Origin of the sequence: Streptococcus sp. HMSC073D05 (assembly GCF_001812015.1) — a bacterium.
In the GTDB taxonomy this organism is placed as follows: domain Bacteria; phylum Bacillota; class Bacilli; order Lactobacillales; family Streptococcaceae; genus Streptococcus; species Streptococcus parasanguinis_D.
The window spans coordinates 31,440-49,083 of record NZ_KV807490.1 but is presented as its reverse complement, the minus strand read 5'-3'; the positions used below and the strand labels follow the sequence as shown (position 1 = coordinate 49,083).

Genomic DNA, 17,644 nt, shown 5'->3' with positions numbered 1-17,644 from the left:
TATACCTCTTTTACATTTTTGTCAATTTAATTTTTACACCATTTACAAGTTTGTCAATCCTTTTTCCATTTTAGAATGTTTTTTTCTAATTGGTCAACGAGAAACATACCGAGTAAACTAATAGCAGAAATCAATACAATGATCGCAAACATCGTATCATACTGAAATAACTTCTTCGATTGGATCATATAGACCCCCAATCCATCAAAACCTCCTAGCCATTCTGAAACGACTGTACTGATAAAAGCATAGGAAACGCTCACACGTAAACCTGCAAAAAAATAAGGAAGCGCTGCAGGAATTTTATAATGGACTAAGGTCTGAAAGCGATTGGCTTGCATAATCTGAAATAATCTCAGAATATCTTGATCGCAATGCCGAAAACCATCTAACAGACTGACTACGATGGGAAATACCACCGTAATAATGATCAAAACCAGTTTTGGAAGCATACCATAACCAAACCAAAGAACCAGGATAGGGGCCAAGGCAATCGTCGGAATGGTTTGAATAACAACCATAAAAGGATAGACCAGATCATTCACCCATTGAAAACTATCCATGAGAATCGCAAAGCCAGAAGCAAGAAGAACCCCTATAACAAGTCCGATCAAGGCCACTTGAAGGGTAGACAAACTGTGATGAATCAGGAGAGCTCGATCTCGTACAAAGGCATTCCCGATTTCAAGTGGCGTTGGTAATACAAATTTGGGGAGGATATTTAAAAATCCTGCTAACTGCCATAAGACAAGAAGACTGCTAAAACCTGCAAATCCTATCAATTGTTTTGAATATCTTTTTACAAGAGACATCGTAACCTCCTTTCTAACAAATAAAAAACGCCTCCAAAATAGGAGACGGATTGCACAAGGTCACTCATAACGAAAAATACATTTCATTTGTTTCCTACGCTGGCATTACCCAGATCAGGTGCGGTCGAAGCTTACACTTCCTCTCAGACTGTACACAGACTCCCATATGTATTTATTATAATAACTGATTTAGACGATAAAAGCAAGAAATTAATCCAAATAACGAATTAAATTCTTCTCTGTTAAAATATCTGAATAGGTGTAAGACTCCACGTAGGTATTAGCTGGTTCACCTGGTAAGCTATTGTCGTTCGTATACTCGATAATGAATAAAGAAGGATAGACCTCAATCAAGCGTCCAAATTTATTTTTTTGACGTTTCCGTCCATTTTCAAGCGTCATTTCAACCACTTGTCCTTCATGGGCCTTGATTTCTTCCTTAATTTTTTTCATTTTTGCAACATCTGTAAATGCATCACTCATCTTATTGATCCTCTCTCTTTGAAATACTTGAGAATTTATTGTATTCCTTTTGGAATATTAATTCGACTGTCCCACGCGCACCTGAACGGTTTTTCTCTATAATCACTTCAACCGTATTATTGGGCATTCCATCTTCTTCCTCTTCACCAGCTCGATCATAATAATCATCACGGTACAAGAAAGCAACAATATCCGCATCCTGCTCAATCGATCCAGATTCACGAATATCAGAAAGAACAGGGCGTTTGTCTTGGCGCTGTTCCACACCACGTGATAGCTGACTCAAAGCAATAACGGGAACTTTTAGTTCCTTAGCCAAAATCTTTAACTGACGAGAAATTTCTGAAACTTCCTGTTGACGGTTTTCTCTTCCAGTCCCTGTAATCAGCTGCAGGTAGTCAATCAGAATAAGACCAAGATTCCCTGTTTCCTGCGCCAATTTTCTTGCTCTCGAACGAATCTCAGTGATCCGAATTCCTGGGGTATCATCGATGTAAATACTCGCATTGGCCAAATTTCCTTGAGCAATGGCATATTTCCGCCACTCTTCATCCGTCAATTGACCTGTACGAATCGAATGGGATTCAATCAAGCCTTCAGCTGCTAACATCCGGTCAACCAAACTTTCAGCACCCATTTCTAATGAGAAAATAGCCACTGTCTTATCCAACTTTGTCCCGATATTTTGAGCAATATTTAGAGCAAAGGCTGTTTTCCCTACTGCAGGACGAGCCGCTAAAATAATCAACTCTTCCTCATGTAGCCCCGTCGTCATATGGTCCAAATCGCGATAGCCTGTCGCAATACCCGTAATATCAGAGGTTTGAAGCGAGCGGGCTTCTAAGCTACCAAAATTTATATTCAAGATGTCTCGAATATTTTTAAATCCACTACGATTTGCGTTTTCACTAACATCAATCAGAGCTTTTTCAGCACCCGCAATGATTTCATCTGAAGGACTTGCACCATCATAAGCTTGATTAATACTTTCCGTTAATCGAGAGATCAATCGACGTAAGACAGCTTTTTCGGCAACAATCTTCGCGTAATACTCCGCGTTAGCTGAAGTTGGTACCGAATTAATGACTTCTACCAAATAGGAGAGACCGCCAATGTTTTGGAGATCCCCCTGACTATCTAAAATATTTCGAACAGTCGTCGCATCAATCGCATCCCCGCGGTCAGCTAGATCGATCATGGCTTTAAAAATCAAACGGTGCGAGTACTTAAAGAAATCGCCAGGCTCGATATATTCACGAACAAAGACCAATTTCCCCTCATCAATAAAGATGGCTCCCAACACTGATTGCTCCGCTTGGATATCCTGAGGTTGTGTTCGTAATTCCTCTATCTCAGCCATAAAAAAACCTTTCTATCGATCGTGTTTACCCTTCGTTTACACGAATATTAATCACACCTGTAACATCTTGATAAATTTTTACAGGGACATCAATCAAACCTGTTGAACGAATTGGAGAGGAAACTTGGATATGACGTTTATCAATTTTAATGCCAAATTGTTTCTCAAGCTCTTCTGCAATCTTTTTATTGGTAATAGAGCCGAAAGTACGGCCATCTGGCCCAATTTTTTCAGTGAATTGAACAACAGTTGCTTCTTCTTCTAATTTTGCTTTAATATTTTGCGCTTCCGCTAACAATTCAGCATGCGCTTTTTCTTCTGACTTTTGCTTTCCACGAAGTTCACCGATTGCTTGGGCATTGGCTTCTTTCGCAAGATTTTTCTTGATCAAAAAGTTTTGTGCATAACCAGTAGGCACTTCTTTAATTTCGCCTTTTTTACCTTTACCTTTTACATCCGCTAAGAAAATAACTTTCATTCTACATTCTCCTTTTCAATAGTTACTTCGTTTTCAATAGTCTCAATCAATTGTTGACGAATACTCATCAAATCTTGACCCTCAATTTGAGAAGCCGCCGAATTGAAATGACCTCCTCCGCCAAGCTGTTCCATGATACGCTGTACATTGACTTTGCTTCGACTACGTGCAGAAATCGAGACAGTCCCACTTTGATTACAAGCAATGACAAAGGTTGCTTCCACCTCAGACATGGCCAGCATACTATCAGCAGCCTTACTAATGGTTACTGAATCATAGGCTTTAGTCGTATTGGCACAAGCTACGATGATATGCGGCAAAATCTTTTCACCAGTCAAGATCAGTTCGTTCACTTCGCGGTACTCGTCAAACTGAATCGCAGAGATCTCCTGGATGGCTACACTATCACTACCTCTTGAACGAAGGTAACTCGCCACATCAAAGGTCCGACTCGTAACACGTGCGGAGAAGTTCTTAGTATCCAGCATGATCCCAGCCATCAAGACACTAGCTTGAATCTTCGTCAACCGATTTTTCTTCGACTTCTGGAACTGAATAAGCTCACTAACCAATTCGCTCGCGCTACTTGCTCCACTTTCAATATAGGTGATCAGAACATTTTCAGGGAAATCATCATCCCGACGGTGATGGTCAATGACAATAATCTGTTGAAATTCCTGATAAAACTCTTTAGAAAGGGTCAAGGCTGTCTTAGAATGGTCAACCATAATTAACAAAGAGCGATCCGTCACCATTTGCATGGCTTCCTCTAGGGGAAGGATTTTCGTTACCTGCTCTTCTTCTAGTTTTGCAATTGCTCTTGAAATATCACTAGCCATTGCACGTGGGTCATAAACCACATAAGAGGAAGCCAAAATATTGCTAGAGAAAAACTGCATTCCCACAGACGCTCCTAAAGCATCCATATCCAAGTTTCTATGTCCAACAATGAAGACTTGATCAACGGATTTAATCTTATCCGAAATAGCTGTCATCATAGCGCGTGTGCGAGTCCGAGTCCGCTTCACAGCTGAAGCTGTTCCCCCACCAAAGAAAATAGGGTTTTTCTGTTCATTATTTTCCTTGACAACCGCTTGATCCCCACCACGAACTTCCGCAAGGTTTAGGTTCAAGAGAGCCACTTTACCAATCTCATCATGCTCTCCATCACCGTACGAGAATCCCATACTTAAGGTAATAGGTAGCTCACGATTTTTAGCTTCTTCACGGAATTGATCGATGACTGAAAATTTTGATTCCATCAACTGTTCTAAGACCGTGTAGTCTGTAAACAAATAGAAACGATCCATCCCCACACGTCTGTAAAACATATGGTAATGAGCTGTAAACTCTTCTACAAAGTTGGCAATAAAACTATTGATATTACTAATATCAGAGTCTGAAATGACATCTTCTAGATCATCATAGTTATCAACAGAAATAATACCGATAACAGGACGAGTTGTCACCAATCCCACAGTAGCTTCATACTCACTTGAAACATCAAAAAAGTAAACAACACTAGACGTCTGATCAAAGTAAACGGAATATTTCTTATCGGCTACAGTGACATAATGTCCTTTATCCTCAAACAGAGTATTGAGTAACTTTTTCAATGATTCAACATCAAAGTCCCCATCATCTGTTGAAAAAATCAATTCAGCATAAGGGTTGAACCACTCTACTTCATTTGACTCTTCATTAATTTTGATAACTCCAACAGGCATTTTATCAAGGAGGGATGCTAATCCGCTTTCTGCCTGATGGTTCACATATTGTATTTGTTCTAATTCATCTAACTCTGAAATTTGTAACTGGTATTCAAATAAAGCAATCAATCCAGCTAAGACTAAAAAAATTGCAATGAGAGTTACATAGCCTTTGCCAAAGATTCTTAAAAAAATTGCTAAAATTGCAAATGAAATAAAACCAATTAACACATAATGGATGAACGATAAACGAAATTTTTTCATCATAAACCTCTTCTCGGAATTATACCATAAATAGAGGTAAAAAGCGAGGTTTCTCTCTATATTACAGAGAAGATTGACTTGTAAAAAGAGCTTCCTCCGCCTCACTACTTTGTAAACAACGTTTACAACTGTGTAAACAGAAACAACAGATTTCAATCCATAAAATTGAGGCTGAAACATCATCTCAGCCCCATTTTATTAGTGGTTTGCTTTGTTTTTGGAGATACTCCGAGATTTACCTTCCAAGTAAACCATTAAAATAGAGATATCCGCTGGATTGACACCTGAGATACGACTTGCTTGACCAATCGTTTCTGGATTAATTAATTTAAATTTTTGACGCGCTTCGGTTGCGATGGAGTCAATATCATCCCAGTCAATATTCGCAGGAATTCGTTTTTCTTCCATACGCTTCATTTTTTCGACTTGGTCCATTGCTTTTGAAATATAGCCTTCGTATTTAATTTCAGTTTCAATCAATTCAATGATTTTATCATCCAGTTCTTCAGCTGCAGGACCGATAAATTCTACCACATCTTGGTAAGAGACTTCTGGTCTTCGCAAGAATTCTTTAGCAGTGACAGCATCTGTCAATGGTTTAAAGCCCATTGCAGCAACCTTTTCATTGGTTTCCTTTATTGGCTTTAACTTAATGCTGTCTAAACGCTTCATCTCGCTTTCAAACTGATACTTCTTGGTTTCGAAACGTTGCCAACGTTCATCATCTACCAATCCAATTGCTCGTCCCATTTCTGTCAAGCGCATATCGGCATTATCATGACGCAAAATCAGACGGTATTCTGCACGGCTTGTTAACAAGCGATACGGTTCGATCGTTCCCTTTGTTACCAAATCATCGATCATGACCCCAATATAACCATCACTGCGTTTCAAAATAAGTTCTGGTTTTCCTTGGATTTTTAGAGCCGCATTGATCCCTGCAATAATCCCTTGACCAGCGGCCTCCTCATAGCCTGATGTGCCATTGGTTTGACCAGCTGTAAAGAGACCTGAAATTTTCTTGGTTTCCAAAGTTGCGCGCAATTGATGAGGCAAGACCATATCATACTCAATCGCATAACCCGTTCGCATCATTTCTGCCTTCTCAAGTCCCTTAATAGAATGGACGAGATCTCGCTGAACATCTTCTGGTAAACTCGTTGACAGTCCCTGAACATAGACTTCTTCTGTATTTCGTCCCTCTGGTTCTAAGAATAGTTGATGACGCTCTTTGTCAGCAAAACGGACAATTTTATCCTCAATGGACGGACAATAGCGAGGACCCACTCCCTTTACAACCCCTGTAAACATAGGGGCCCGGTGTAAATTATTCTGGATAATTTTATGGCTATGCCCATTCGTATAAGTCAACCAACAAGGAACCTGATCCTTTACATAATCTTCATCACGCGATGTATAAGAAAAATGATTTGGAGCTTCATCTCCAGGTTGAATTTCCGTTTCGTCATAATTAATTGACGATGCCTTTACACGAGGTGGTGTCCCTGTTTTGAAACGTCCAATTTCTAATCCTAGCTGTTTGAGATTGTCGGCCAAATTGATAGAAGCTAGACTATGATTAGGTCCTGATGAATACTTGAGATCTCCAATGATAATTTCTCCGCGTAAAGCTGTACCAGTAGTGACAATAACAGCCTTTGCCCCATACTCTTGGTGAGTCGCAGTCCTTACACCAACAACCTTACCATTCTCCACCAAAATCTCATCAATCATAGTTTGGCGAAGAGTTAAATTTTCTTGGTTTTCAACCGTTTTCCGCATTTCTTTTGAGTAAAGTTCTTTGTCTGCTTGAGCCCGAAGTGCACGAACAGCAGGACCTTTACCAGTATTGAGCATTTTCATTTGGATGTAGGTCTTGTCGATATTCTTCGCCATTTCTCCACCGAGGGCATCGACTTCACGCACGACAATTCCTTTAGCAGAACCACCAATAGAGGGATTGCAAGGCATAAAAGCCAGCATTTCAATGTTAATAGTCGCAAGTAAGACCTTACAACCCATACGGCTAGCAGCTAGAGAGGCTTCTACTCCCGCATGCCCCGCACCGATTACAATGATATCGTATTCTTCAATAAAATTATAAGTCATTTTTTCTCCTATTTCTCAAGATGGATGTGAAGTAATTTTCCGTCCCATTCTGGTAGGGCTGATTTTAAAAAGGCTGGTTTCAGGTCAACAGTGTGTAAATCTTCTAAAGCAATCCAACGGCAAGGTAATTGCTTTGTATCTTCCTGCATGACCAAAGGTGCATCTTCCAGCAAGTCCACCAAATAATGAAATTCAATATTATGGTAGTGGATTCCAGCTTGTTCAAAGTGATTTTCAACCACGAAAGCTAACGGACCTGCTGTAGATGTGACACCAAGTTCCTCTTTGACTTCACGAACTACAGCATCTCCTGTAGTTTCATTGACTTGAATAGCACCTCCGATTGTATAACAGCCGTCCTCATCTTCTATGACGAACAAGCGATTATCTTTTACAATCAAAGCAGTCGCTCTCACACCAAAAACAGTAGAACCTATTTTCGTCCGAAAATCCTGTTGCCTCATTTTACTTCCTTTCGAAATCACACAAAAATAGTCAAAACTCTGAGAAGTGCAGGACAAAAAAGCCTGCAACATCCATGAGCTTTGACCATCATTTCTATTGCTTTTATTATTGTAGCAAATTGAGAAAATTTGTCAATTAAATATACTGACAAACTTTTCCATCCCGATAAGCATTGTCAATCAAGCCACCGCCTAGACACTCTTCACCGTCGTAAAAGACAACAGCTTGTCCTGGTGTAATGGCTCGTTGAGGTTCTGCGAAAATCACTTCTGCCTTGTCACCTTTAACGTGTACAGTCACCTTGGAATCTGGTTGACGATAGCGGAACTTAGCTGTACACTCTAATGTAAACTCTTCTGGCATATCTCGTGTAAAGTGAACTTGACTAGCCTGTAAACTTGTTGACATCAATGCTTCATGGTAGAAGCCTTGGCCGACATAAAGAATATTTTGACTAAGGTCTTTACCCACTACAAACCATGGAGCATTGTCTCCACCTTGTTGGCCACCAATTCCAAGGCCTCCCCGCTGACCGATCGTGTAATACATCAAACCAGCATGTTCGCCCATATCTCTTCCATCGATGGTCATCATTCGACCTGGTTGGGCAGGAAGGTAGTTCCCTAGAAACTCTTTGAAATTCTTTTCTCCAATAAAGCAAATCCCAGTTGAGTCTTTCTTTTTAGCTGTTGCTAGTCCTGCCTCTTCTGCCAAACGGCGAACCTCAGGCTTTTCCAAATGTCCCAATGGGAACATGGTTTTTTGAAGTTGTTCTTGTGACAGTTGGCTTAAGAAATAAGTTTGGTCCTTCCCGTTGTCAACGCCACGTAACATATGGACAATGCCATCCTCATCACGCGCCACTCGCGCATAGTGCCCTGTCGCTACATAATCGGCACCGAGTGTCATAGCATAATCTAAAAAGGCCTTAAATTTGATTTCCTTATTACACATGACATCCGGATTTGGTGTTCGACCAGCTCGGTATTCAGCAAGGAAATATTCAAAGACACGATCCCAGTATTCTTTCTCAAAGTTGACAGAATAGTAAGGAATGCCAATTTGGTCTGCAACCGCTGCTACATCTTTGTAATCTTCTGTAGCTGTGCAGACGCCATTTTCGTCTGTGTCGTCCCAGTTTTTCATGAAGATGCCGATGACATCGTAACCCTGTTGCTTTAATAATAAAGCTGTTACAGATGAATCCACACCACCACTCATACCAACAACAACACGTGTTTTCGAGTTATCACTCATAGATTTCTCCCATCTTTTCGTTTCTCACGATTGAAGGTCGTGGTTTGCTTCAACGATTGAAGGTCGTTTTGAGCAGTTACCATTTTAACACGCTTTATATTAGAAAACAAGCATCTTACTATTCTTTTTGTTGATCAGGATCGATGGGTTTACAAGTCTGTAAATTAAAAAAGAGTCCTATTCAAGAACTCTTTTCATACGAATTTAATACCAGCCATTTGCCAACCAGAAATTTTTAGCTGCTGACCATGATCCATAACGGTTGACAACATATTGATTGGCCACTTTTTCTTGGTTTGCAGGTGATAAATCACCATTCAAATAAGTGATAGTCAATTGGTAACGACCATAATATTGGCCATTTTGTGCTGTATAACTACCACTTGACTCTTTTTGGGCAATCCATTCCTTGGCAGCTGCATCTTCCGCACTCAAGCCATCTGAAGCAGAGACAGTAGTTGTTGCTTGTGTAGTATCCGTTTTACTAGCAGGAGCTTGCTCCGTGTTTTTCTGCGTTGTATTTGCATCTTCAATTTCAAGAACTTGACCAACTGAGATGAGATTCACGTTACTAATCTTATTTTTCTTAGCAATTGCATCAACCGTTGTGTTCTTCTCTTTAGCAATAGCTGATAAAGTATCACCTGATTTTACAGTATAAGAATCTGCATTCGCTACAATTGGAAGGAAAAGTCCTGCAAGTAAACTAAGTCCAATAATTCGTTTCATCATTTGTTTTTTATTCATTATTATATACTCCTTTATTGGTATACCTCTATACTACACAAGAAATATTTCATATTTATTGAAATAATGTGTCAAATATTTCAGTCAGATGTTAGAAATACTAAAAATCCAGGATAATATAAATGCTTTAAGCCCCCTTTAAGATTTCTCAGATATTTCGGGAAAAATAGAAGAAATCATCAGCCATATCTGATATAATGAAGTAAAGTGATCACAAAGGAGCAGAGCATGAACTCTTTAAAATTCCAATCAGTTTTTGATATTATTGGACCTGTGATGATCGGCCCATCCAGTAGTCACACTGCAGGCGCTGTTCGAATTGGTAAAATTGTTTCTTCTATCTTTGGAGAGGAACCAAAAGAAGTTGAGTTCCAATTATTTAATTCCTTCGCCAAAACCTATCGTGGTCATGGAACAGATTTAGCCTTAGTAGCGGGCATCTTAGGAATGGACACAGATGATCCTAGAATCCCAGATAGTCTAAAAATTGCACATGAACGAGGCATTCGGATTATTTGGTCTATTCAAAAAGAAAGCAATGCTCCTCACCCAAACACAACGACTATTACTGTTAAAAATGATCATAAAACGATTTCTGTCACTGGAATCTCAATTGGTGGTGGGAACATACAGGTTACTGAGTTAAATGGCTTTGCTATCTCGCTAAATATGAATACTCCAACCATTATCATTGTTCACCAGGACGTCCCTGGAATGATCGCTCATGTGACAGAAGCTCTTTCTCGCTATGATATTAACATTGCACAAATGAATGTGACGCGGGAAAAAGCTGGAGAAAAAGCGATTATGATTATAGAAGTTGACTCAAGGAGTTGTGAAGTAGCGATCGAAGATATCCGTAAAATTCCTCATCTTCATAATGTCAACTTTTTCAAATAAGGAGTTCATATGTTTTATTCAATTGTAGACCTCGTAGAACAAGCAAGCACGCAATACCAAGGAAACGTCGCAGAGTTAATGATTGCAACTGAATTTGAACTAACTGGTCGTGAACGAGAAGAAGTCCTACGATTAATGACCCGTAATTTAGAAGTGATGATTGATTCTGTAAAGTTAGGATTAAATGAAAACCACTCTCGTAGTGGGTTAACCGGTGGGGATGCCGCAAAATTAGATCGCTATATCAAATCAGGAAAAACGTTATCTGACTTGACCGTCCTAACCGCAGCGAAGAATGCTATTGCTGTCAACGAACACAATGCTAAGATGGGACTGGTCTGCGCAACACCCACTGCAGGATCTGCTGGCTGCCTTCCCGCAGTTCTCACTGCAGCAACTCAAAAATTAGGGTTAAACCGTCAGCAACAACTAGATTTTCTACTGACAGCTGGAGCTTTTGGTTTAGTCATCGCCAATAATGCTTCTATTTCAGGTGCAGAAGGTGGTTGTCAAGCAGAAGTTGGTTCTGCTTCAGCTATGAGTGCGGCTGCATTGACACTTGCTGCTGGGGGAACTCCTTATCAAGCGAGTCAGGCAGTCTGTTTTGTCATCAAAAACATGCTTGGGCTCATTTGTGATCCAGTAGCAGGACTCGTGGAAGTTCCATGTGTCAAACGAAACGCAATGGGAGCCAGCTATGCCTTCATTGCTGCTGATATGGCCTTAGCAGGTATTGAATCAAAAATACCTGTTGATGAAGTGATTGACGCCATGTACCAAGTTGGTTCTAGTCTTCCGACTGCCTTTAGAGAAACAGCTGAAGGAGGATTGGCAGCAACACCAACCGGACGTAGATTACAAAAAGAGATATTTGGAGAATAACATGCAAGCCTTGTTTTTTGATTTAGATGGAACATTAGTTGACAGTTCCAAGGGAATTACAGAGAGCTTTCAACATACATTCGATACTTTGAAGGTTCCTCAACCCGATCTCAAAACCATCCGTAGTTTTATGGGACCACCTTTGATTTCTAGTTTTGAAGCTACTCTTCCTGAAGCTTTGGTAGATCAAGCTGTAACTATTTATCGCCAGTATTATCATGAAAAAGGTCAATACAAATCAACTCTGTTTCCTCAGATAGTAGAAGCTTTGAAAGCATTACAAGACGAAAACATTCCTCTTTATGTAACTACTTCAAAACATGAACCGGTTGCTTTACAGATGTGTCAAGATTTAGGTATCGCTAAATACTTTAAAGGAATTTATGGATCAAATTCAGATCGTATCCACAAAGCCGATGTCATTCGATACGCCTTGTCAAGCAATGACCTTCCAAAAGAGGAGACAGTGATTATTGGGGACACAAAATTTGACCTCATTGGAGGTCAAGCAGTTGGTATAAAAACCATGGCAGTCACTTGGGGATTTGGAGATCTTGAAGAGCTACTTCTTTACTCACCAGATTTTATTTGTCACTCTCCGCTTGACATTCTTGAGACATTAAAAAAATAGGTTTACAAATTGTAAACCTATTTTTTAATAACCCCAAGCTGATAAACCTTGTGAGCTGTATGCATTATATGCTGCCTGGATTTGATCATCAACCGTTGCAGTTGAACCCCAACCTGGCATTGTTTGGAACAAACCACTTGCACCAGAAGCATTTGCTGCATTTACTTGACCATTTGATTCACGGGCAATGATTGCTTCCCAAGTAGAAGCAGGTACACCAGTCATTTCAGCCATACGAGCAGCTGCATAAGATCCTTGTTCTCCAGCAGTATTACCATTTGATAGAACAATTCCACCATTTGTTGATTGTGCAGAAGTCACTGCAGCATTTGCTGCATAAGTTGTTTGTTTTTGAGCAGTTTGTGCTGCTGCAGGTGCACTTTCAGCAGGTTTTGCTTGCTCTTGTGGAGCAACTTTATCAATCATAGATTTTGAACGCTCACCTAACTCAATAATTTGTCCTGCATAGATCAAATCTTCATTGGTCAAATTGTTAGATGCAATAATATTTTCTACTGAAGTGTTATTTTCTAGTGCAATTTTTGATAGAGTATCTCCAGACTTCACTTCGTAAGTTTCAGCATTCACTGTAGCAATACCAGAAATGAAAAGTGATGCTGCTGAAAGTAGGGAAGTGACTGTCCATTGGAACTTTTTACTGTTCATGAATTCTATTCTCCTTTCGAACATAATTCTATCATACACACAAAATGTTACAGTTTATTGTAGAATATATTACAAATGTTACAAGAATATGTGAATTTAATGTAAAAAGCGCTTTGTATAGCGCTTTTTCCTTATTTTTGAACCAATACAACTAACTCTATCCATTTTTTAGATAAAAAACTATCAACATGAGGCACAGAATAACGAGCAATGCCAGGGTATCTTTTGCTCCCCACTGCAGAGTCCGATAGCGTGTTCGTCCCTCACCGCCTTTGTAGCCTCTCGCTTCCATAGCAATTGCTAATGCATCTGCGCGTTTAAAACTAGAAGCAAATAGAGGAATGAGGATAGGAATAAAGGAACGGATCCTTTTTAATAGATTTCCTTCACCAAAATCAACACCACGCGCCCTTTGCGCATTCATGATTCGATTCGTATCATCCACCAAAGTTGGAACAAAGCGCAAACTCATAGATAACATTAACCCAATCTCATGAGCCGGAACCTTAATAATTTTTAGTGGTGTAAGGATCTTTTCAACAGCATCTGCTAAACTTAATGGTGTCGTCGTCACTGTTAAAATTGTCGAATAAAAAATGATTAAAATAAATCTGCAAAATATGATTGCGGCCTGTATCAATCCTTGGTCGGTTAATTTAAAAAACCACCAGTGATATAAAATTGTTCCTTGAGAGGTCGCAAATAATTGAAAAATCGTTGTAAAAGCAATGATAAAAATCATTGATTTTAAGCCTTTGACATAAAAACTAACCGAAATCCTCGTTAAATACATTAAAACAAAGATGAAACCAAAGAGCAGAAGATTGGTCTGCAGGTTATTGGCCCAAAACAGAAGAAAAATGAATAGAAACATTGAGAGCAACTTTCCACGAGGATCCAGTTGGTGGATAATGGAGTTTCCAGGAATATACCTTCCTAAAATCATATTATTCATGAAGTAACAGCTCCTTTAGTTCCTCAATTTTGATTGGTAGTCTGTCCAGAGGAAGCCCCCTTTTTTTCAATTGAAGAGCAAAATTCGTAATTTGTGGGACTCCTAATTGAAGTTTTTGTAAATACTCAACCTGTTGAAACACTTCCCTTGGGGATCCGTTTAGGACAAGTTTTCCCGCTTCCAAAGCAAATACGGTATCAGCAAAGTTTGCTACATCATCCATCGTATGAGTCACCAAAACAAGAGTCATTCCATTTTTATGTAATGTCTCAAACAGCGCCATCAATTCCTTTCTTCCAGCAGGATCTAGGCCTGCTGTCGGTTCGTCCAATACTAAAATCTCTGGTTCGATAGCTAAAATACCCGCGATCGCAACCCGTCTCATCTGTCCACCAGATAGTTCAAATGGACTTTTATCATAGATAGACTCTTCTAAACCAACGATCGCTAATTTTTCTTTGGCTATTTCCTCCGCTTTATCCTTAGGTACTCCAAAATTTTGTGGTCCAAAGGCTACATCAGCTAGAACGGTTTCTGCAAATAGCTGACTTTCTGGAAATTGAAAAACCAAACCAACCTTTTTTCTCAGGTACTTCATTTCTTTTGGCTCAGAATGATTATCTAAAACAAAATCTTCAAATTGAATCGTTCCTTTAGTCGGACGCAGTAAACCATTTAGTAATTGCAACAAAGTGGACTTACCACTACCAGTATGTCCGATGATAGCTGTATAAGATCCATCTTTTATTTCCAAACTAATATCAGAAAGCGCCTGTCCTTCAAAAGGACTTCCCTCTTGATAAGTATAATAGACATTCTTTAAAGAAATTCCCATAGTTGGTCTAATAACTCACTTTCTGTTAGATAATCCTGTTTTAGCGGAAAATGCGAGCTGAGAGATTCCTGAACCTGCTTACTAAAAGGCTTATCTAGTCCAATCTCATTGAGGTCATTTCTTGAAAACAATTCCCGCGGCGTCATAGAAGACTCTAGTTTTCCTTTTTGAAAGACGAGTGTTCGATCACTTAAGGCAATTTCGGATAAATCGTGGGTAATGGAGATAATAGTTAATTGAAATTTTTTCTGAAGTTCTCTCATTACCGCCATTAGATCCTCTCTGCCTTCTGGATCTAACATACTAGTTGCTTCATCAAGGATAATAATAGTTGGTCTCAAGGCGATAATACCTGCTATGGCCACTCGTTGCTTTTGACCACCTGACAAACGAGATGGTTCGCGATCTTTAAACTCCAGCATACCGACTTGCTCAATAGCCTTCTCCACACGTTGAAGCATTTCTTCCCGTGGAATTCCTTGATTTTCTAGACCAAAGGCTACATCATCTTCTACTGTCGCACCAACAAATTGGTTGTCAGGATTCTGAAATACAATCCCAATTTTACTACGGATTTCCCATATAGTTTCACGAGTCAGTTGTTTTCCATCAATGTAAATCTCACCAGACTCAGCTTCTAAAAGACCATCAATCAAGCGTACAACCGTAGATTTTCCACTACCATTATGTCCGACAATCGAAAGCCACTCTCCTTGTTTCACGTGAAACGAAACCGTGTCAATTTGATATTCTTCTACTGTATTATCGTATCGAAAGGATACATTTTTTAGCTCAATCATCTGTTTCATTTATTTGAAAGTGTCTTTAAAGAGATAGCTACTTCCTTTAAAGTAGTCGTAACCAGAATAAATTGTGAAAATCAATGCGATATAAAGCAACACTTGCCCAGGAAGTGTCCAATGGCAAAGCAAAAAGATAATGGCAAACATTTGGCTAAAGGTTTTAATTTTTCCTGGCATGGCTGCAGCAAGAACTGTACCACCTGTCTCAACAAGTAGAAGACGCAAACCAGTAACAGCTAACTCACGACAAATGATAACGGCTGCAATCCAAGCAGGAACCATTTTTAATTCAATCATCATGATAAAGGCTGACATGACCAATAATTTATCTGCCATTGGATCCGCAAATTTACCAAAATTACTAACTACATTCCATTTTCGTGCAAGAAAGCCATCTAAATAATCTGTAATACTAGCAATTGCAAAAATAACTGCCGCTACAATATGTCCTAAGTAAGAGTGACTTAAACTTAAAATGGCAATAAAAATAGGAATCATCACAACCCGAATTAATGTCAATGCATTAGGAATATTTTCTTTTTTCATACTTCCTCCAAAAAATAAACTATCTTTACATCTATTTTACAGATGCTGTAAACTCATAAAAATATACGATATAAATCACAAAACCAAGAATGGCAAAGCTAACTAGTAGATAATACAGGATTGGTAACCAGCTCGCTTTCTGTCTTAATTTTCTTGAATGAAGCTCTTCGTCATCTACAAGTATCTCTTCATCAAATAACAATTCTTTTCCTTCACGAAAAGCTGTCAATAGGATAGACTCATCTAATCCCAAAGCCCATGCTAACTTTTTAAGATAGATCTGAGCGTAAAAGGGACTCGGTAATAGATCAAACTCATCGTTTTCCAACGCTTCTATATAAGGAATTTCAATGGCTGTCTTATTTGACACATCCTGTAAACTTAAGTGTAAATTTACTCTTGACAGTCTTAACACTTGACCAATCGTTCTCTTCTTCATGTTTTCCCTTCTTGATACATTGTTTACTACTTTTGAAAAATCATATAGTCAACCATCTCAGCCTGGTCGATGAACTGACGCCCTAATTTGATGATATCTTGTAAACTAATACCTTGTAAAATCTTTGGAAGATCATAAGAAGTGCTACCGTCTGAAAAATATTCAAACTGAGTGGCACTATACTCAAGCGAATTTAAACCTTGTAAGAAATCACCAAACATTTCGCTTTTAATCGTATCCAAATGTTCCTGATTGACATCTGGATCCTTTTCAAATTGTTTGATCGCTGACCTAAATTGATGAGATAAGGACACCGGTTCTTGAGTATCCATTGTCAAAATAACGAAATGAAATAATTCCTCAACCTCGACTTCAAGTGTCAATGAATTGTCAATCTTCCCAGCTTCATATAAACTTTGAAACCGTTGCGAAGTCCAACCAAACATCATCGAAAACAGTAATTTCAACATCAATTTATAACGAAATTTTTCCTTTTCCTTAATGATATCATTTCCTCGAATTCCAATTGCCAACTTAGGAGTAGCAACTTCCATTCTACAAGATTGATTCAATCTTACTTCATTTTTTTCTACAGGAAAACGTTCTAACTCCACAGATGGATGAGGAGGAACTAGATCATATTCCTTTACTACTTGCAATACTTCATCAACATCAAAGTTTCCGATCACTAATAAGTGCATTTGAGAGGGATGATAGAATAGATCAAAGTTTTCACGGAGATTATCTATTGTAATGTCAGAAATAGACTCCCTAGTTCCAGCAATATCATCTGCTAACGGCGTTCCAGGATATAAATTTTCTAAAGCACCAAAAAATAATCGATAGTCTGGACTATCTTGGTACATTCCAATTTCTTGTTGAATGATTTCTCTTTCCTTAGATACAGATTTTTCTGTAAAGGAAGCCTTTGAAACCATCTCCAATAACAATTGAATATTTTCAGGGACTTTTGAAGTTGTTGAGAAAAGATAACTTGTCTTTGTAAAGCTTGTAAAGGCATTACTTTCCGATCCTAAATGAACGAATTTTTTTAAATAATCTTGACCATTTTCATCTTCAAATACTTTGTGTTCTAGAAAATGAGCAATTCCTGCAGGATATTGCCTTTCATCACCATTCACTAGAATTCGTGTATCCACTGAGCCAAACTTAGTTGTTATTATTCCATAGGTTTCATAATAATCTTCTTTGGGAATTAAATGAATAGTCAACCCATTTGACAAGCGTGTAAAGTAAACTTGCTCACCAACTGATTCATAATATTTTTCTTTAATCTTCAATC

The 17,644-nt window shown here is 38.8% G+C and carries 19 protein-coding genes and 1 riboswitch; of the genes, 3 read left to right on the top strand and 16 right to left on the bottom strand.

The annotated features are described in order from the left end of the window. Nucleotides 1-53 precede the first annotated feature (53 nt). The 9 genes from HMPREF2832_RS05905 to HMPREF2832_RS05865 all read right to left on the bottom strand — a co-directional run bounded on the left by HMPREF2832_RS05905 (nucleotide 54) and on the right by HMPREF2832_RS05865 (nucleotide 9,684). Entirely contained in the window at nucleotides 54-812 is a 759-nt protein-coding gene (locus HMPREF2832_RS05905) for an ABC transporter permease (protein WP_070505973.1), read from the bottom strand. 74 nt (nucleotides 813-886) lie between these two features. Continuing rightward, nucleotides 887-988: riboswitch (TPP riboswitch) on the bottom strand. 34 nt (nucleotides 989-1,022) lie between these two features. Continuing rightward, on the bottom strand, nucleotides 1,023-1,295 hold the full coding sequence (locus tag HMPREF2832_RS05900; protein WP_003009183.1) for a Veg family protein: 273 nt from the start codon (nucleotides 1,293-1,295) through the stop codon (nucleotides 1,023-1,025). Nucleotide 1,296: 1 nt separating this feature from the next. Continuing rightward, nucleotides 1,297-2,655: a replicative DNA helicase gene (gene dnaB / locus HMPREF2832_RS05895; RefSeq protein ID WP_014714093.1), complete on the bottom strand. Its 1,359-nt coding sequence runs from the start codon at nucleotides 2,653-2,655 to the stop codon at nucleotides 1,297-1,299. 25 nt (nucleotides 2,656-2,680) lie between these two features. Then, nucleotides 2,681-3,133: a 50S ribosomal protein L9 gene (gene rplI / locus HMPREF2832_RS05890; RefSeq protein WP_070505971.1), complete on the bottom strand. Its 453-nt coding sequence runs from the start codon at nucleotides 3,131-3,133 to the stop codon at nucleotides 2,681-2,683. Then, nucleotides 3,130-5,109 carry a DHH family phosphoesterase gene (locus tag HMPREF2832_RS05885; RefSeq protein WP_083306323.1) on the bottom strand — a complete coding sequence of 660 codons (1,980 nt, stop codon included), beginning with the start codon at nucleotides 5,107-5,109 and terminating at the stop codon, nucleotides 3,130-3,132. Before HMPREF2832_RS05885 ends, rplI begins: the two co-directional genes overlap by 4 nt. A gap of 195 nt (nucleotides 5,110-5,304) precedes the next feature. After that, nucleotides 5,305-7,215: a tRNA uridine-5-carboxymethylaminomethyl(34) synthesis enzyme MnmG gene (gene mnmG / locus HMPREF2832_RS05880; RefSeq protein ID WP_070505968.1), complete on the bottom strand. Its 1,911-nt coding sequence runs from the start codon at nucleotides 7,213-7,215 to the stop codon at nucleotides 5,305-5,307. Nucleotides 7,216-7,223: 8 nt separating this feature from the next. Beyond that, on the bottom strand, nucleotides 7,224-7,679 hold the full coding sequence (locus HMPREF2832_RS05875; RefSeq protein ID WP_049495763.1) for an NUDIX hydrolase: 456 nt from the start codon (nucleotides 7,677-7,679) through the stop codon (nucleotides 7,224-7,226). A gap of 136 nt (nucleotides 7,680-7,815) precedes the next feature. Further along, complete coding sequence (gene mnmA / locus HMPREF2832_RS05870; RefSeq protein WP_023919979.1) at nucleotides 7,816-8,937, bottom strand: tRNA 2-thiouridine(34) synthase MnmA; 1,122 nt, start codon at nucleotides 8,935-8,937, stop codon at nucleotides 7,816-7,818. Nucleotides 8,938-9,141: 204 nt separating this feature from the next. Then, the gene (locus tag HMPREF2832_RS05865) at nucleotides 9,142-9,684 is read right to left on the bottom strand and encodes an aggregation-promoting factor (protein WP_070505966.1); all 543 of its coding nucleotides are present in this window, start codon (nucleotides 9,682-9,684) and stop codon (nucleotides 9,142-9,144) included. A 228-nt stretch (nucleotides 9,685-9,912) separates the two neighbouring features. Here HMPREF2832_RS05865 and sdaAB point away from each other — a divergent pair, with 228 nt between their 5' ends. The 3 genes from sdaAB to HMPREF2832_RS05850 are packed head-to-tail and all read left to right on the top strand — an operon-like array spanning nucleotide 9,913 to nucleotide 12,097. Further along, nucleotides 9,913-10,584, top strand: a complete 672-nt coding sequence (gene sdaAB / locus HMPREF2832_RS05860; protein WP_070505964.1) for an L-serine ammonia-lyase, iron-sulfur-dependent subunit beta — start codon at nucleotides 9,913-9,915, stop codon at nucleotides 10,582-10,584. Between the two features lie 9 nt (nucleotides 10,585-10,593). Next, nucleotides 10,594-11,466 (top strand): L-serine ammonia-lyase, iron-sulfur-dependent, subunit alpha, encoded by an 873-nt coding sequence (gene sdaAA / locus HMPREF2832_RS05855; protein WP_045760056.1) that lies wholly within the window; start codon nucleotides 10,594-10,596, stop codon nucleotides 11,464-11,466. Nucleotide 11,467: 1 nt separating this feature from the next. Continuing rightward, a complete protein-coding gene (locus HMPREF2832_RS05850; RefSeq protein ID WP_070505962.1) occupies nucleotides 11,468-12,097 on the top strand; it encodes an HAD hydrolase-like protein in 630 nt (209 codons plus the stop codon). A 24-nt stretch (nucleotides 12,098-12,121) separates the two neighbouring features. Here the strand turns inward: HMPREF2832_RS05850 and HMPREF2832_RS05845 are convergent, their stop codons facing one another. From HMPREF2832_RS05845 to yfmH, 7 genes are all read right to left on the bottom strand, one after another. Continuing rightward, nucleotides 12,122-12,763 (bottom strand): LysM peptidoglycan-binding domain-containing protein, encoded by a 642-nt coding sequence (locus HMPREF2832_RS05845; RefSeq protein WP_023919985.1) that lies wholly within the window; start codon nucleotides 12,761-12,763, stop codon nucleotides 12,122-12,124. Between the two features lie 157 nt (nucleotides 12,764-12,920). Beyond that, the gene (locus HMPREF2832_RS05840) at nucleotides 12,921-13,718 is read right to left on the bottom strand and encodes an energy-coupling factor transporter transmembrane component T family protein (protein WP_061455871.1); all 798 of its coding nucleotides are present in this window, start codon (nucleotides 13,716-13,718) and stop codon (nucleotides 12,921-12,923) included. Then, nucleotides 13,711-14,553 (bottom strand): energy-coupling factor transporter ATPase, encoded by an 843-nt coding sequence (locus HMPREF2832_RS05835; protein ID WP_070505960.1) that lies wholly within the window; start codon nucleotides 14,551-14,553, stop codon nucleotides 13,711-13,713. The genes HMPREF2832_RS05840 and HMPREF2832_RS05835 overlap by 8 nt, the downstream gene beginning before the upstream one ends. Then, nucleotides 14,538-15,362, bottom strand: coding sequence for an energy-coupling factor ABC transporter ATP-binding protein (locus tag HMPREF2832_RS05830; RefSeq protein WP_070505958.1), 825 nt, complete (start codon nucleotides 15,360-15,362; stop codon nucleotides 14,538-14,540). The genes HMPREF2832_RS05835 and HMPREF2832_RS05830 overlap by 16 nt, the downstream gene beginning before the upstream one ends. Then, a complete protein-coding gene (gene pgsA / locus HMPREF2832_RS05825) occupies nucleotides 15,363-15,902 on the bottom strand; it encodes a CDP-diacylglycerol--glycerol-3-phosphate 3-phosphatidyltransferase (protein WP_003009208.1) in 540 nt (179 codons plus the stop codon). It lies immediately after the preceding gene. A gap of 31 nt (nucleotides 15,903-15,933) precedes the next feature. Beyond that, a complete protein-coding gene (locus HMPREF2832_RS05820; protein ID WP_003009210.1) occupies nucleotides 15,934-16,341 on the bottom strand; it encodes a helix-turn-helix domain-containing protein in 408 nt (135 codons plus the stop codon). Nucleotides 16,342-16,367: 26 nt separating this feature from the next. After that, nucleotides 16,368-17,642 (bottom strand): EF-P 5-aminopentanol modification-associated protein YfmH, encoded by a 1,275-nt coding sequence (gene yfmH / locus HMPREF2832_RS05815; protein ID WP_070505956.1) that lies wholly within the window; start codon nucleotides 17,640-17,642, stop codon nucleotides 16,368-16,370. Between the last annotated feature and the right edge of the window lie 2 nt (nucleotides 17,643-17,644).

Excerpts from the sequence above, each read along its gene's own strand:
- HMPREF2832_RS05905 (WP_070505973.1), bottom strand. The coding sequence starts at position 812 with ATGTCTCTTGTAAAAAGATATTCAAAACAATTGATAGGATTTGCAGGT.
- HMPREF2832_RS05900 (WP_003009183.1), bottom strand. The coding sequence starts at position 1,295 with ATGAGTGATGCATTTACAGATGTTGCAAAAATGAAAAAAATTAAGGAA.
- dnaB (WP_014714093.1), bottom strand. The coding sequence starts at position 2,655 with ATGGCTGAGATAGAGGAATTACGAACACAACCTCAGGATATCCAAGCG.
- rplI (WP_070505971.1), bottom strand. The coding sequence starts at position 3,133 with ATGAAAGTTATTTTCTTAGCGGATGTAAAAGGTAAAGGTAAAAAAGGC.
- HMPREF2832_RS05885 (WP_083306323.1), bottom strand. The coding sequence starts at position 5,109 with ATGATGAAAAAATTTCGTTTATCGTTCATCCATTATGTGTTAATTGGT.
- mnmG (WP_070505968.1), bottom strand. The coding sequence starts at position 7,215 with ATGACTTATAATTTTATTGAAGAATACGATATCATTGTAATCGGTGCG.
- HMPREF2832_RS05875 (WP_049495763.1), bottom strand. The coding sequence starts at position 7,679 with ATGAGGCAACAGGATTTTCGGACGAAAATAGGTTCTACTGTTTTTGGT.
- mnmA (WP_023919979.1), bottom strand. The coding sequence starts at position 8,937 with ATGAGTGATAACTCGAAAACACGTGTTGTTGTTGGTATGAGTGGTGGT.
- HMPREF2832_RS05865 (WP_070505966.1), bottom strand. The coding sequence starts at position 9,684 with ATGAATAAAAAACAAATGATGAAACGAATTATTGGACTTAGTTTACTT.
- sdaAB (WP_070505964.1), top strand. The coding sequence starts at position 9,913 with ATGAACTCTTTAAAATTCCAATCAGTTTTTGATATTATTGGACCTGTG.
- sdaAA (WP_045760056.1), top strand. The coding sequence starts at position 10,594 with ATGTTTTATTCAATTGTAGACCTCGTAGAACAAGCAAGCACGCAATAC.
- HMPREF2832_RS05850 (WP_070505962.1), top strand. The coding sequence starts at position 11,468 with ATGCAAGCCTTGTTTTTTGATTTAGATGGAACATTAGTTGACAGTTCC.
- HMPREF2832_RS05845 (WP_023919985.1), bottom strand. The coding sequence starts at position 12,763 with ATGAACAGTAAAAAGTTCCAATGGACAGTCACTTCCCTACTTTCAGCA.
- HMPREF2832_RS05840 (WP_061455871.1), bottom strand. The coding sequence starts at position 13,718 with ATGAATAATATGATTTTAGGAAGGTATATTCCTGGAAACTCCATTATC.
- HMPREF2832_RS05835 (WP_070505960.1), bottom strand. The coding sequence starts at position 14,553 with ATGGGAATTTCTTTAAAGAATGTCTATTATACTTATCAAGAGGGAAGT.
- HMPREF2832_RS05830 (WP_070505958.1), bottom strand. The coding sequence starts at position 15,362 with ATGAAACAGATGATTGAGCTAAAAAATGTATCCTTTCGATACGATAAT.
- pgsA (WP_003009208.1), bottom strand. The coding sequence starts at position 15,902 with ATGAAAAAAGAAAATATTCCTAATGCATTGACATTAATTCGGGTTGTG.
- HMPREF2832_RS05820 (WP_003009210.1), bottom strand. The coding sequence starts at position 16,341 with ATGAAGAAGAGAACGATTGGTCAAGTGTTAAGACTGTCAAGAGTAAAT.